Origin of the sequence: Tateyamaria rhodophyticola (genome assembly GCF_047777875.1) — a bacterium.
GTDB lineage: Bacteria > Pseudomonadota > Alphaproteobacteria > Rhodobacterales > Rhodobacteraceae > Tateyamaria.
Genome location: NZ_CP180519.1, coordinates 1,255,130 through 1,268,367 on the forward strand (window position 1 = coordinate 1,255,130; position 13,238 = coordinate 1,268,367).

Here is a 13,238-nt window from a genome sequence, read left to right on the forward strand (position 1 = left end):
GGTACTCTCCTCGAGCCCGAAAGTCCGGTCACAACCTGTGCACAGGTCGTACACCGTTCATACACTATTCCTGCGGAATGACCCGCAGGCCAAGCTCCATCAGCTGATCGCTCTGCGGCTCCGACGGGGCCGCCATCATCAGGTCTTCGGCGCGCTGGTTCATCGGGAACAGGATCACCTCGCGGATGTTCTGTTCACCGGCCAGCAGCATCACGATCCGGTCGATGCCCGCCGCACAGCCGCCGTGGGGAGGTGCGCCATACTGGAACGCATTCACCATCCCGCCAAACCGCTTCTCGACCTCATCCTTGCCATAGCCGGCAATCTCGAACGCCTTGAACATGATCTCGGGGCGGTGGTTCCGGATGGCGCCCGACACCAGCTCATAGCCGTTGCAGGCGAGGTCATACTGATAGCCCAGCACGTCGAGCGGATTGCCCTCCAGCGCCTCCATCCCACCCTGCGGCATGGAAAACGGGTTGTGCTCAAAGTCGATCTTGCCGCTTTCCTCGTCCTGTTCGTAGATCGGGAAATCCACGATCCAGGCAAAGGCGAACCGGTCCTCATCAATCAGCTTCAGCTCTTCGCCGATCACATTGCGCGCACGCCCCGCGATGGCCTCGAACGCCTTCGGCTTGCCGCCGAGGAAGAACGCCGCATCGCCTACACCCAGACCCAGTTGCTGGCGGATCGCCTCGGTACGCTCCGGCCCGATGTTCTTGGCCAGTGGACCGGCGGCTTCCATGCCCTCACCCTGATCGCGCCAGAAGATATAGCCCATCCCCGGCAGGCCCTCTTTCTGGGCATAGGCGTTCATGCGGTCGCAGAACTTGCGGGAACCGCCGCCCGGCGCGGGAATGGCGCGGATTTCGGTGCCATCCTGCGTCAACAGCTTTGCGAAAATCGCAAAGCCGGAATCGCGGAAGTGGTCGGAGACCACTTGCATTTTAATAGGGTTCCGCAGGTCCGGCTTGTCGCTGCCGTACCACAGGGCCGCGTCACGGTAGGAAATCTGTTCCCACGTCTCGGGCGCATCGACCTTTTTGCCACCACCGAACTCTTCGAACACACCGGCCAGCACGGGGGCCACGGTGTCGAACACGTCCTGCTGCGTGACAAAAGACATCTCCAAATCGAGCTGATAGAAATCGGTGGGCGAGCGGTCGGCGCGCGGGTCTTCGTCGCGGAAACAGGGCGCGATCTGGAAATACTTGTCAAAGCCCGACACCATCAGCAGCTGCTTGAACTGCTGCGGCGCCTGCGGCAGCGCATAGAACTTGCCCGGATGCAGGCGCGACGGCACGAGGAAATCGCGCGCGCCTTCGGGCGAGGAGGCCGTGATAATCGGCGTCTGATACTCGCGAAACTCTTTGTCCCACATGCGCTTGCGGATCGACGCAACCACGTCGGAGCGCAGCTTCATGTTCTCCTGCATCTTGTCCCGGCGCAGGTCGAGATAGCGGTAGGTGAGGCGTGTTTCCTCGGGATACTCCTGATCCCCGAACACCATCAGCGGCAGCTCGCCCGCGTGGCCGAGCACTTCGAGGTCGCGCACGAACACTTCGATCTCACCCGTCGGGATCTTGTCGTTGATCAGCGACGCATCGCGCGCCTTTACGGTGCCGTCAATGCGGATGCACCATTCGCTGCGCACTTTCTCCATCTCGGAGAACACGGGGCTGTCGGGATCGCACAGCACCTGCGTCACGCCGTAATGGTCGCGCAGGTCGATGAACAGCACACCGCCATGGTCGCGGACCCGGTGCACCCACCCGGCGAGGCGCACGGTATCACCCACATTTGCCGAAGTCAGAGCGGCACAGGTGTGAGAGCGGTATGCATGCATGGAAATGGCCCTTTCGGCGCTGGTCGGAATTCGGCGCAGATACACCGTCCAAGGGGGGATAAGTCAAGCATGGGGGGCCGTGCCACCCAATAAAAACGCGGGCCACCCAGAGGGGCAGCCCGCGCAGTGTCTCAAACCGGACCGCCGGGTCAGGCGGCGAGGTCGAACCGGTCGTTCATCATCACCTTGGTCCAGGCCGCAACGAAGTCGCGCGCGAATTTGCCCGCGTTGTCGTCCTGGGCATAAACCTCGGCATAGGCGCGCAGGATCGAGTTCGAGCCGAACACCAGATCAGCGCGCGTGGCGGTCCACTTGACCGCGCCGGTCGCGCGGTCGCGCAGCTCGTACGTGCCGCCCTCGACCGGGTGCCAGCTGTTGGCCATGTCCGTGAGGTTCACGAAGAAGTCGCTGGTCAGCTGCCCCTTGCGGTCGGTGAACACACCGTGCTCCGTGCCGCCGTAGTTGGTGCCCAGAACGCGCATCCCGCCGAGCAGGACAGTCATCTCCTGCGCCGTCAGGCCCAGCAGTTGTGCGCGGTCCAGCATCGCCTCTTCGGTGCTGGCGTCCATGTCACCCTTTTGCCAGTTGCGGAAGCCGTCTGCGACAGGTTCCAGCGGCGCAAAGGACTCCGCATCGGTCTGCGCGTCCGTGGCATCGCCACGACCGGGCGTGAACGGCACGGTCACATCGTGGCCTGCGGCCTTCGCCGCCGCCTCAACCGCGACATTGCCCGCCAGAACGATCACGTCCGCAACGGATGCACCGGTTTCCGCCGCGATGGGCTCCAGCACGGCCAGAACCGCCTCAAGACGCTCGGGCTCATTGCCTTCCCAACCGCGCTGCGGTGCCAGACGGATGCGCGCGCCATTGGCACCGCCCCGCTTGTCCGACCCGCGGAAGGTCCGCGCGCTGTCCCATGCGGTGTTGATCATGTCCGTGTGGGACAGACCGCTGTCCGCGATCTTGGCCTTGACCGCCTCCACGTCATACGAGGTCGATCCCGCAGGCACCGGATCCTGCCAGATCAGGTCCTCTTCGGGCACTTCCGGGCCGATATAGTTGGCCTTTGGCCCCATGTCGCGGTGGGTCAGCTTGAACCATGCGCGGGCAAAGGTGTCGCGGAAGTACTCTTCGTCCGCCATGAACTTTTCGCAAATCGCGCGATAGGCGGGGTCCACCTTCATCGCCATGTCCGCGTCCGTCATCATCGGCATGCGGCGCGTCACGCCGTCACCGGCGTCCACGGGCATGTCTTCTTCCTTGATGTCGATCGGCTCCCACTGATGGGCACCGGCGGGCGATTTGGTCAGCTGCCATTCGTAGCCGAAGAGCAGTTTGAAATAGCCCATGTCGAATTTGGTCGGCTCAGTGGTCCAGGCGCCCTCGATGCCTGACGTGACCAGCGAATCCGCCGTCTCCGTCTGGTTCGGGTTCATCCAGCCAAAGCCCTGGTTCTCGATCGCGCCGCCTTCCGGCTCCGCGCTCAGCGCACCGGCGTCGCCGTTGCCGTGCGCCTTGCCCACGGTGTGACCGCCACAGGTCAGGGCCGCCGTTTCCTCATCGTTCATCGCCATGCGCAGGAACGTCTCGCGGACGTGCAGCGCAGTGCGGGCCGGGTCGGGATTGCCGTTCACACCTTCGGGGTTCACATAGATCAGGCCCATGTGCACCGCCGCCAGCGAGCCCGCCATGGTCGACGGATCATCCAGATCCTCGTACCGGTTCTCGGATGGGGCCAACCACTCGGTCTCTTCGCCCCAGTTGATGTCGATGCCCGGCGCCCATGTGTCCGCACGGCCAAAGCCAAAGCCAAATGTCTTCAGCCCCATCGATTCGTAAGCGACATTGCCCGCGAGCAGCATCAGGTCCGCCCAGCTGAGCGCGTTGCCGTACTTCTTCTTGATCGGCCACAGCAGGCGACGCGCCTTGTCGAGGCTCGCGTTGTCCGGCCACGAGTTCAGCGGCGCAAACCGCTGGTCCCCGGTGGAGCCGCCCCCGCGCCCGTCGGACGTCCGGTACGTGCCCGCCGCGTGCCACGCCATGCGGATCATCAGACCACCATAGTGACCCCAATCCGCAGGCCACCACGGCTGGCTGTCGGTCATCAGCGCGGTCAGGTCGGCCTTGACCCCGTCATAGTCGAGGCCTTTGACCGCCTCGCGATAGTCGAAATCGGGATCCATCGGGTTGGTGCGCGCACCGTGCTGATGCAGCACGTCCAGGTTCAGGGCATTGGGCCACCAATCCTTGTTCGACCGCGCGCTCAACGTCATGTTCATTGGCCCGCCATGCATCACCGGGCATTTTCCGATGTCGTTTCCGTCCATATCGCTCTCCGATCAAAGTTTGGATGTTGGTTCCGCGGCGAGATAAGCCGAGTTTTGAATCATTCTAGACTTGTTTCGCATTTCCACCGCCGGGCAAAGCACGAATCGCTCTGCATCGTCGTCTGATCCGTTGCTAACAAACTCAAACGATAAGACGAAGTTGCATTATTTTATGATCGCGATAACTAATACCTATGGCAAATCTGACCCTGAAGCAGCTCCGCTATTTCGAAGCCGTCGCCAAAACCGGCCACTTTGGCCGCGCGGCCGAGGCATGTGCCGTGTCGCAACCGGCCCTTTCGGTACAGATCAAGGAGTTGGAGCAATCGCTTGGCCTGCAGCTGTTTGAACGCACCCCGAAACAGGTGCGCCTGACCCGCTTTGGTGAAGAGTTCGCACCGCGGGCGCGCGCAATTCTGCGTGATGTGGACGGGCTGTCCGATCTGGCCCGTGCCGCCCGCGATGGTCTGGCGGGACGCCTGCGGCTTGGAGTCATTCCGACGGTTGCGCCCTATTTGCTGCCCACCGTCTTGCCCGCGCTGACAACGGCCCGCCCGGGCCTTGATGTGCATATCCGCGAAACGGTGACGCCCCGCCTTGTCGCCGAGTTGCAGGATGGCAAGCTGGATGCCGCCATTGTGGCACTACCACTGGATGAACCAACCCTCGCGGAAACACCGCTTTTTGACGAAGACATGGTGTTGGTGCGTCCCGCCCGTGACGCGGATGCCCCCGTGCCCCGACCCGACGGCCTGCACGCCATGCGCCTCCTGCTGCTCGAAGAAGGCCACTGTTTCCGGGATCAGGCCCTGTCGTTCTGCAATATGGGTCAGGCCGGGGCGCGCGAAGGCTTGGATGGCAGCGCGCTGTCCACCCTCGTGCAGATGGTCGGCGCGGGCCTTGGCGTTACGCTGATCCCGGACATGGCCGTTGCGGTCGAGGCGCGCGCCGCCCCGGTCAGTGTCGCCCGCTTTGCCGCACCGGCACCCCAACGGCGCATCGGCATGGTGTGGCGCAAAACGAACCCGATGTCGGACGCACTGTCAGAGGTGGCGCAGATCGTCGCCGCCGCTCAGCCCGGCAAAGACCCGGTCAACACATAGCGCAGGATTTCCACCACCTGTGACGGCTCCTGCGCCACGGCCAATGCCGCAGCATCGACCTCCTTGAGCGCATGGGCATGATCCGGCCCGTGCAGAATGATGAGCGATTTGCCCAACGCGGCCGCATAGCCTGCGTCGAACGCCGCGTTCCACTGCTTGTACTGATCGCCAAAGCGCACGACGACCACATCCGCATCGGCGATGCCCTTGCGCGTGCGGATCGCGTTCACCATCGCGCCCTTGTGGTCGTGCCAGTACTTGTTCGGCTCCTCGCCAAGGATCGCGACACCGCAATCATCACTGGCGGCGTGGTCCGTCACCGGCGCGGAAAACGTCACATCGAGGCCCTGGGCGCCGGTGATGATCTGTTCGCGCCAATCGGTATGGATTTCACCGGAAAGATAGACGTTCAGCATGGCGGGCCTCCTTTGGTCATGCGCCCGCCACACCTACGCCGCCCACGCGGCTTGGCAAGGTCAAAGCTTGCGCGCCACCACCAGGTGAGCGGGCGGCAAGTCCGGGTAATTGCCGGTTTCCAGCACCTCGAACCCTGCGGCCTTGATCTCTTCCACCACCTCGCGGGTCTTGAAATAACGCACATAGGGCGCCTTTCCGAACCGCTGCATCAACGGCACCATCGCGCGGATCATCGAGAACTTGAACCCAAGCGACCGCTCACCGATGCAAGGGGTTTTCGAGATGAAAAGCCCCCCTTGGGGCAAAAGCGCATGGACGCGCGCAAACTGTGCGGGCGCATCCTGCACGAGATGAAACAGGTTGAAGCCTAGGACGGCGTCGAACACACCCGGCTCCAACGCGGGTTCAAACACGTCTGCCTGCATGAATTGCACATTCGGTGCGGCGGGGCGCGCCAGCGCCTGCGCAATCATGCCTGCCGAGAAATCCGTGGCCACAATGCTGTGCACGTCCCCGGCCAGCTTCAACGCGGTTCCGCCCGTGCCGCAGCCCAACTCGAGTACGCGCGCGTCCGCGGCCACGTATTGCCGCACCAACGCCAGCGTCGCGGCATAGGCTGTCTCATCAGATATCTTCTGCTGACGGTATTTCGGGGCCAGCTTGTCCCAGAATTCAGACGTGGGTGTCATTGAACATCTCCTTTGTCTGCGCATATAAATCGCGCAATATCAGACTAAAATCGCTGAAATTCGCAAGGCTATCATGCAAAAACGCATGGATTACAATTTTGACTGGACCCGCCTGCGCGCGTTTTTGGCAACCGCGGACACCGGGTCCTATTCCGCCGCCGCACGTGCGCTTGGCCTGACGCAACCCACATTGGGCCGCCAGGTGGCAGCGCTCGAGGCGGAACTGGGCATGGGTCTGTTTGAACGGGCCGGGCGCGGGCTGCGCCTGACCGAGGCGGGACAGGACCTTTTGCCGGACGCCCGCCAGATGGAGGCCGCGGCAACCCGCATCTCCACACGGGCCCAGGGCCGCGCCGAAGCGCTCGAAGGTCAGATCAGGGTGACGGCAAGTGACCTCACCAGCGCACGGCTGCTGCCCGGTATCCTGCAGGACCTGCGCCGCATCGCTCCGGGATTGCGGATCGACCTGATCGCCTCCAACGATATCCGCGACATCCTGCGGCGCGAGGCTGATATCGCCATCCGCCATGTCCGTCCCACCGAACCGGATCTGATCGCCCGCTTCGTGCGTGACGCGCCCGCGCATCTCTACGCGTCCCACGGCTACATTGCGTCCCGCGGCGCGCCAAAGACACTGGATGACCTTCAACACCATGATTTTGTCAGCCTCGGTGATGACACCGCCATGGTCGACGCAATGCGCGCACGCGGGATCGTCATCCGGCCGGAGAACTTCCGCGCCGGGTCCGACAGCGGCATCGCCGTGTGGGAGCTTGTCCGCCAGGGGTTCGGTCTCTTCCCGATGTCGGACAGCATCGCAAAAGATGACCCGGACATGGTGCGCGTCCTCGAGGGCGTCACACACCTGACATTCCCGATCTGGCTCGTCACACATCGTGACCTGCACACTAGCCGCCGCATCCGGCTGGTCTTTGATCACCTCGCCGCCGCCATGCAGCAGGACTGACATCGCCAGACCATTCCAGTCTCTGTTCCCGAAAATCCCGGGGGTGAGGCCGCAGGCCGAGGGGGCTGGCCCCCTGCAACAAAAAATGTCGTCGCGGCATGGCCGCGGCCGCGGGATTACCCCCGCAGCACGCCACCGGTGGCCTTGGCCACCTTTTCGATGACCTTCTGACCCACCGCCTCGATCTCGGCTTCCTTCAGCGTGGCATCGCGCGGCTGCAACCGCACGGTGATGGCCAGGGACTTCTTGCCCTCCCCCAGCGATCCGCCGATGAATTCGTCAAACACGTGCACGTGCTCGATCATCCCCTTGTCCGCTCCCAGCGCCGCGTTCACCAGGGTCAGCGCCTCGACATCCGCGTCCACGACAAAGGCAAAATCCCGCTCTACGGCTTGCAGGTCACTGATATCCAGCGCGCCGCGTGTCGCACCGCTCTTGCGCGGCAAGGGGATTTCGGCAGGCCACAGCGTAAAGGCCATCGCAGGCCCTTTCACGTCCATCGCGGCCAGTACCTTGGGGTGCAGTTCACCAAAGATGCCCAGCACCTTCTTCGGCCCGAGGCAGATTTTGCCATGCCGCCCCGGGTGCCACCATTCCCGCGCGCCGCGCAGGATCTGCACACGGGCCGGTGCGCCCAGCGCGCTCAGCACGGCTTCGGCGTCCGCCTTGACGTCGAACACGTCCACGGCGCGCGACGCTCCGTGCGTGTCCTTCGGCCCGGTGCGCCCGACAAGCAAGCCGGAGATCAGCGTGTGCTGTTCACCCGGCTCTCCCCCGTGAAACACCGGTCCCACCTCAAAGAGGGCAAGATCCATGAACCCGCGCGCCTGATTGCGTGCCGCCGCCTGCAACAGACCGGGCAGCAGCGCGGGGCGCATGTGGCTCATATCAGAAGAAATCGGGTTCTCCAGCATGGTGGCATCATCACCCCCGCCAAAGAGCGCGGCAGACGCCTGATCCACAAAGCTGTAGGTCACGCATTCATTGTACCCAAGCGCCGCCACCGTCCGGCGGGCGATCTGTTCGCGCCGCTGCATGGGCGTCATCACGGGCTTTGGCACGCCATCTGTGAGACGCGGCAAGGGCTTGCCCTGCAACTTGGTCAGCGATGCGATCCGCGCCACCTCTTCGACAAGGTCCGCCTCTCCCATCACGTCCGGGCGCCAGCTGGGCACATGCGCCATGTCCCCTTCGAGACGGAAACCAAGCGCGGTGAGGGTCTGGCGCTGTTCACTTTCGGGGATGTCCATGCCCACAAGGCTCCGCACCCGCACAGCGTCCAGCCGGTAGGACCGGCTTGTGTCCGGTATGGCGCCCGCACTGATCATGTTGGACGCCGTGCCACCCGCATGCTCGAGGATCATGGCGCAGGCATGATCGAGCCCCACAGGCGTAAAGGCCGGGTCCACGCCGCGTTCGAACCGATACCGCGCGTCGGAATTGATCTTGAGCGCGCGCCCGGCATAGGCGATCTGCACCGGATCCCAATAGGCGCTTTCAACAAAAACGTTCACCGTGTCGTCGGTACAGCCCGTTTCGGCCCCCCCCATGATCCCCGCGATGCTTTCGGGCCCGTTGTCGTCCGAAATCACCATCTGATCCGTGCGCAATGCATAGGTCTTTTCGTCCAGCGCCACGATCTCTTCACCACCGGCGGCACGGTGCACACGCAGGTTGCCGGCAACCTTGTCCGCATCGAACACGTGCAGCGGCCGGTTCAGATCATAGGTGAAATAGTTCGTCACATCCACGAGGAAGGAAATCGGGCGCAAGCCAATTGCCCGCAACCGGTCCTGCAACCAGGCCGGGCTTGGCCCATTTTTAACGCCCCGGATCAGCCGCCCGAAGAACGCAGGGCACCCATCGCGCGTATCCTCATCGATGCTGACAGAGATGTCAGAGACAAAGGCGCCCTCGACTTCGGGCACCTTGGCCGGGCGCAGCGTGCCGACACCGCGTGCGGCCAGATCCCGCGCGATCCCGCGCACGCCAAGCGCGTCGGGTCGGTTCGGGGTGATCGCGATTTCGATTACCGGATCCACCTTGGCTGGATCATTGGCTGCCAGCCAGTCGACAAAGCGTTCCCCGACCTCACCGCTTGGCAGTTCGATGATGCCGTCATGTTCGTCGCTGAGCTCCATCTCGCGTTCGGACGCCATCATGCCGAAACTTTCGATGCCGCGGATCTTGCCCACACCGATGGTGGTGTCGATGCCGGGCACGTAGACGCCGGGCTTGGCCACGACGACTGTGATGCCGTCGCGCGCGTTGGGCGCGCCGCAGATGATCTGCTTGGTGCCTTCGTCGGTGGCAACCTGACAGACGCGCAAGCGGTCGGCATCGGGATGTTTCTCCGCGCTGAGCACGTGACCGATGGTAAAATCGGCCAACGCAGCCCCGCGATCCTCGACCCCTTCGACCTCGAGGCCGAGGTCGGTGAGAGCGTAACAGATCTCGTCCACCGACGCGGTGGTATCGAGGTGATCCTTGAGCCAGCTCAGCGTGAATTTCATGGGTCTGCCCTTTGCGCGGATATCGCGCCCGCAATGGCAAAGATCGCGCCCATGTGCAAGCGGGCGTGCTTAACCCTTGAAGCTGACATTCTCATCATGCGCGGTCTCGAACGCCTGTTTCTGGGCGTCCGTGGCCTCGGTCTGATAGTTTGCTTTCCACTCATCCATGGTCATGCCGTAGAACGCCTCACGCGCGGCGTCCTTGGACATCTCGATGCCCTTTTCGGCAGCAGCTTCCTGATACCAGCGGCTCAGGCAGTTCCGACAAAAGCCCGCGAGGTTCATCATGTCGATATTCTGCACATCCGTGCGGTCCTGCATCAGGTGCTGGCGCAAGCGGCGGAAGGCGGCAGCTTCGAGTTCGATCTGGGTTTGATGGTCCATGCGTTTCGGTCCTTTTGCTTGGGTCGGACCGGGGCTCTGCCCCGGACCCCGGAGTTTATCTGGCGAGATGAAGGGTGGATCAGAGATTGGCGTCGATCCGGGCCGCTTCAAGGTGGGTGGCAAGACGGGCCGCCCAGAGTGATTGGGTTTCGGGCGTTGTGATCAGGTCCTGGCGCAGTTCCAGAAGAACGTTTGGCCGGCCCGGTCCGTGGGCGTGGCGGGTAAAGCTGTCGCCGGGAAAGAAGCCCGCATAGGGCTCATTGTCGCCCACGGGGCTGTCGAGTGCCGCCGAGAGGTGCCGGATCAGCGGATCGGCGATGCGCCGGTCCTGTGCGGACAGCACGCCCACCTCCCATGGTCGCGGCGGGCGGTCCTTAAGTTGCGGGGTGAAGCTGTGCATGGCGATGAAGATGACATCGCGGTCTGCGGCCTGCGCGGCGATGGCGCCGTGGTAGGGGTCATAGAGCGTGTCGATGCGCCGCTGGCGTTCTGCGGCGTCGATATGGCGATTGCCCGGAATGATCGTGCCGTCATAAAGCTGCGGGATCAGTGTCGGGTCATCCGCGCCTCGGTTCGGGTCGATCACCAGACGGGAGAAGTTTGACGCGACCACCGGAGCATCGAGCAACGCACCAAGCGCGCGGGCCACGCCCAAAGCACCGATATCAAAGGCAATGTGGCGCTCCATTTCAGACGCAGGCAGGCCCAGATCACCGCCCGCAACTTGGTCCGGCACGGTGTTGCACGCGTGATCGCATGTGATCAGCCAGCGCCCGCGCCGCGCGACACCTTCGACGGAAAAAGGGGCATATGTCATTTTATCTTCACCATCTTGGGGCCACGTGTAGGCCAGTTGCCTCGCCTTGTGAATTGGGCAATAAGGGCGCTGTTAGCGATACCAATTTGACAGGGGCCTGTGATGCGGCGGATGCGGAATGTGAAAATTGTGGCCACGCTGGGTCCAGCGTCGGAAACATACGAGACGATCCGCGCCCTGCATGAGGCGGGGGCGGACGTGTTCCGCCTGAACATGTCCCATGGCAGCCATGAAGAAATCGCCGTCAAGCACGCGCATATCCGCAAGATCGAGGCGGACCTTGGCTCTACCATTGCGATCCTTGCGGATTTGCAGGGACCCAAGCTGCGCGTGGGTGTGTTTGCCAATGGCAGCGAGATGCTGGAGGAAGGTGCTGCGTTCCGCATGGACCTCGACCCCGCCGAGGGGGATGTAAACCGGGTGTGCCTGCCGCATCCGGAGATTTTTGCAGCGCTTGAAGCGGGGGCGACCCTGCTGGTGAATGACGGCAAGATCCGCCTGAAGGTGACCGCCTGCGGTCCCGACTTTGCCGATTGCACGGTGATTGCAGGGGGCGCCATTTCCAACCGCAAGGGTGTGAACGTTCCGGATGTTGAACTGCCTCTGGCGGCGCTGTCGGAAAAGGACCGCGCCGATCTGGCCTTTGTCGCGGATCTGGGTGTGGACTGGATCGCGCTGAGCTTTGTGCAGCGCCCGGCGGACGTGCTGGAGGCGCGCGAGCTGATCAAGGGGCGCGCGGCCGTTCTGTCCAAGATCGAAAAGCCCAACGCGGTTGAGCGGTTTGACGACATCCTCGAGGCGTCGGACGGGATCATGGTCGCGCGTGGGGACCTCGGCGTGGAGCTGCCGGTGCAGAACGTACCGCCGATTCAGAAGCGGCTTGTCCGGAAATGCCGTGCGGCGGCCAAACCTGTGATCGTCGCCACGCAGATGCTCGAATCCATGATCGAAAGCCCGATGCCCACCCGGGCCGAGGTCAGTGACGTGGCCACAGCCATTTACGAAGGGGCGGATGCGGTCATGCTCAGCGCGGAAAGTGCCGCCGGAAGCTATCCGATTGAGGCCGTGACGACCATGGACCGCGTCGCCGCCGAGGTGGAGCAGGACCCGACCTATACCCAGATCATCGAGGCCAGCCGCAACATCAGCGGCAAGTCCGTTGCCGATGGCATCGTGGCCGCCGCCCGTGAAATCGCGGAGACGGCGGATATCAAGGCGATCTGCTGCTTTACGCAATCGGGCACCACGGCGCTCCTCGTGGCGCGGGAACGGCCCCGCGTGCCGATCATCGCGCTGACACCTCTGGCCAACACGGCGCGGCGGCTGTCGCTCAGCTGGGGCTGCAATTGCGTCGTCACCGACACTGTCGACCGGTTCAAGGGCGCGGTTGTCGCCGCCGTTCTGGCCGCGCGCAAACACGGGTTTGCCACCGCACAGGATCAGGTGGTCGTAACCGCAGGCGTGCCGTTCAACGTCACGGGAACGACCAATATCCTGCGCGTCGCACCCTGTGATGAGCGTTTGATTTACTCGACCGATCCGGAGTAGCCTCACCCCACGTCAACGTGGGAACGGGTGCAGATGACGCCGGACATGTTCTTGGTGCTGGGGATTGTGATTGCGGGGTTTTCGATCCCGTCGATCCTGTCTGCGATCACGGATGGTCGCGCGCCGCGGGCCTCGGCCATTACGATCCTGATTGCGGGCGGCCTGATCCTGACCGCGGTACAGACCAAGCCGGGCGGCTATACGCTTGAGGATATCCCCAACGCCTTTGTACGCGTCGCGGCGCTGGTCATCCCGTAAGGGCCGTCTCGGGTACGGGGCGGTCGGGTCGCAAACGGCAGCTCGCGCGAAAACCTCTTGCGCTTTGCGCGCACCCGTCCTACACGCCCATCTCGTTCCGCGCGTCCGGCCCAAGTGGCATGCCGAGTTGCGCACATACCGAACTCAAAAGACTGGAGACGGAAATGCCCAAGATGAAGACGAAATCGAGCGCCAAGAAGCGCTTCAAGGTGACCGCGACCGGTAAGGTCATGGCAGGTCAGGCCGGCAAGCGCCACGGCATGATCAAACGCACCCGCAAATTCATTCGTGACGCGCGCGGCACGACAACCCTGTCGGCTCCCGACGCCAAAATCGTCAAGGGCTTCATGCCCTACGACCGCTAAGAAG

At 63.4% G+C, this 13,238-nt stretch carries 12 protein-coding genes; 5 read left to right on the top strand and 7 right to left on the bottom strand.

Annotated features, from left to right (window positions below):
- Positions 1–64: 64 nt before the first annotated feature.
- Both aspS and katG read right to left on the bottom strand, forming a co-directional pair.
- The gene (gene aspS / locus ACERHN_RS07725) at positions 65–1,846 is read right to left on the bottom strand and encodes an aspartate--tRNA ligase (protein WP_415922058.1); all 1,782 of its coding nucleotides are present in this window, start codon (positions 1,844–1,846) and stop codon (positions 65–67) included.
- Positions 1,847–1,995: 149 nt separating this feature from the next.
- Positions 1,996–4,173 carry a catalase/peroxidase HPI gene (gene katG / locus ACERHN_RS07730; protein ID WP_415922059.1) on the bottom strand — a complete coding sequence of 726 codons (2,178 nt, stop codon included), beginning with the start codon at positions 4,171–4,173 and terminating at the stop codon, positions 1,996–1,998.
- A 194-nt stretch (positions 4,174–4,367) separates the two neighbouring features.
- On the opposite strand from katG, the gene ACERHN_RS07735 reads away from it, so the two are divergent.
- Positions 4,368–5,276: a LysR substrate-binding domain-containing protein gene (locus ACERHN_RS07735; protein WP_415922060.1), complete on the top strand. Its 909-nt coding sequence runs from the start codon at positions 4,368–4,370 to the stop codon at positions 5,274–5,276.
- Here the strand turns inward: ACERHN_RS07735 and ACERHN_RS07740 are convergent.
- Together ACERHN_RS07740 and ACERHN_RS07745 are read right to left on the bottom strand one after the other, a co-directional pair.
- Positions 5,246–5,692 carry a YtoQ family protein gene (locus ACERHN_RS07740; RefSeq protein WP_415922061.1) on the bottom strand — a complete coding sequence of 149 codons (447 nt, stop codon included), beginning with the start codon at positions 5,690–5,692 and terminating at the stop codon, positions 5,246–5,248. The genes ACERHN_RS07735 and ACERHN_RS07740 overlap by 31 nt on opposite strands.
- A gap of 60 nt (positions 5,693–5,752) precedes the next feature.
- On the bottom strand, positions 5,753–6,382 hold the full coding sequence (locus ACERHN_RS07745; RefSeq protein ID WP_415922062.1) for a class I SAM-dependent methyltransferase: 630 nt from the start codon (positions 6,380–6,382) through the stop codon (positions 5,753–5,755).
- Positions 6,383–6,467: 85 nt separating this feature from the next.
- On the opposite strand from ACERHN_RS07745, the gene ACERHN_RS07750 reads away from it, so the two are divergent.
- Positions 6,468–7,349: a LysR family transcriptional regulator gene (locus ACERHN_RS07750; RefSeq protein WP_415922063.1), complete on the top strand. Its 882-nt coding sequence runs from the start codon at positions 6,468–6,470 to the stop codon at positions 7,347–7,349.
- 116 nt (positions 7,350–7,465) lie between these two features.
- Here the strand turns inward: ACERHN_RS07750 and pheT are convergent, their stop codons facing one another.
- The 3 genes from pheT to ACERHN_RS07765 form a co-directional block, all read right to left on the bottom strand.
- Positions 7,466–9,862: a phenylalanine--tRNA ligase subunit beta gene (pheT, locus tag ACERHN_RS07755; protein WP_415922064.1), complete on the bottom strand. Its 2,397-nt coding sequence runs from the start codon at positions 9,860–9,862 to the stop codon at positions 7,466–7,468.
- A gap of 69 nt (positions 9,863–9,931) precedes the next feature.
- The gene (locus ACERHN_RS07760; protein WP_415922065.1) at positions 9,932–10,246 is read right to left on the bottom strand and encodes a DUF1244 domain-containing protein; all 315 of its coding nucleotides are present in this window, start codon (positions 10,244–10,246) and stop codon (positions 9,932–9,934) included.
- 79 nt (positions 10,247–10,325) lie between these two features.
- Positions 10,326–11,063, bottom strand: a complete 738-nt coding sequence (locus ACERHN_RS07765; RefSeq protein ID WP_415922066.1) for an N-formylglutamate amidohydrolase — start codon at positions 11,061–11,063, stop codon at positions 10,326–10,328.
- A gap of 102 nt (positions 11,064–11,165) precedes the next feature.
- Between ACERHN_RS07765 and pyk the strand changes: the two genes are divergently transcribed.
- From pyk to rpmI, 3 genes are all read left to right on the top strand, one after another.
- On the top strand, positions 11,166–12,611 hold the full coding sequence (gene pyk / locus ACERHN_RS07770) for a pyruvate kinase (RefSeq protein ID WP_415922067.1): 1,446 nt from the start codon (positions 11,166–11,168) through the stop codon (positions 12,609–12,611).
- A 45-nt stretch (positions 12,612–12,656) separates the two neighbouring features.
- Positions 12,657–12,869, top strand: a complete 213-nt coding sequence (locus ACERHN_RS07775; protein WP_415922068.1) for a hypothetical protein — start codon at positions 12,657–12,659, stop codon at positions 12,867–12,869.
- A 164-nt stretch (positions 12,870–13,033) separates the two neighbouring features.
- Entirely contained in the window at positions 13,034–13,234 is a 201-nt protein-coding gene (gene rpmI, locus ACERHN_RS07780; protein WP_027263382.1) for a 50S ribosomal protein L35, read from the top strand.
- The last annotated feature ends 4 nt before the right edge of the window (positions 13,235–13,238 follow it).

Excerpts from the sequence above, each read along its gene's own strand:
- aspS (WP_415922058.1), bottom strand. The coding sequence starts at position 1,846 with ATGCATGCATACCGCTCTCACACCTGTGCCGCTCTGACTTCGGCAAAT.
- katG (WP_415922059.1), bottom strand. The coding sequence starts at position 4,173 with ATGGACGGAAACGACATCGGAAAATGCCCGGTGATGCATGGCGGGCCA.
- ACERHN_RS07735 (WP_415922060.1), top strand. The coding sequence starts at position 4,368 with ATGGCAAATCTGACCCTGAAGCAGCTCCGCTATTTCGAAGCCGTCGCC.
- ACERHN_RS07740 (WP_415922061.1), bottom strand. The coding sequence starts at position 5,692 with ATGCTGAACGTCTATCTTTCCGGTGAAATCCATACCGATTGGCGCGAA.
- ACERHN_RS07745 (WP_415922062.1), bottom strand. The coding sequence starts at position 6,382 with ATGACACCCACGTCTGAATTCTGGGACAAGCTGGCCCCGAAATACCGT.
- ACERHN_RS07750 (WP_415922063.1), top strand. The coding sequence starts at position 6,468 with ATGGATTACAATTTTGACTGGACCCGCCTGCGCGCGTTTTTGGCAACC.
- pheT (WP_415922064.1), bottom strand. The coding sequence starts at position 9,862 with ATGAAATTCACGCTGAGCTGGCTCAAGGATCACCTCGATACCACCGCG.
- ACERHN_RS07760 (WP_415922065.1), bottom strand. The coding sequence starts at position 10,246 with ATGGACCATCAAACCCAGATCGAACTCGAAGCTGCCGCCTTCCGCCGC.
- ACERHN_RS07765 (WP_415922066.1), bottom strand. The coding sequence starts at position 11,063 with ATGACATATGCCCCTTTTTCCGTCGAAGGTGTCGCGCGGCGCGGGCGC.
- pyk (WP_415922067.1), top strand. The coding sequence starts at position 11,166 with ATGCGGCGGATGCGGAATGTGAAAATTGTGGCCACGCTGGGTCCAGCG.
- ACERHN_RS07775 (WP_415922068.1), top strand. The coding sequence starts at position 12,657 with ATGTTCTTGGTGCTGGGGATTGTGATTGCGGGGTTTTCGATCCCGTCG.
- rpmI (WP_027263382.1), top strand. The coding sequence starts at position 13,034 with ATGCCCAAGATGAAGACGAAATCGAGCGCCAAGAAGCGCTTCAAGGTG.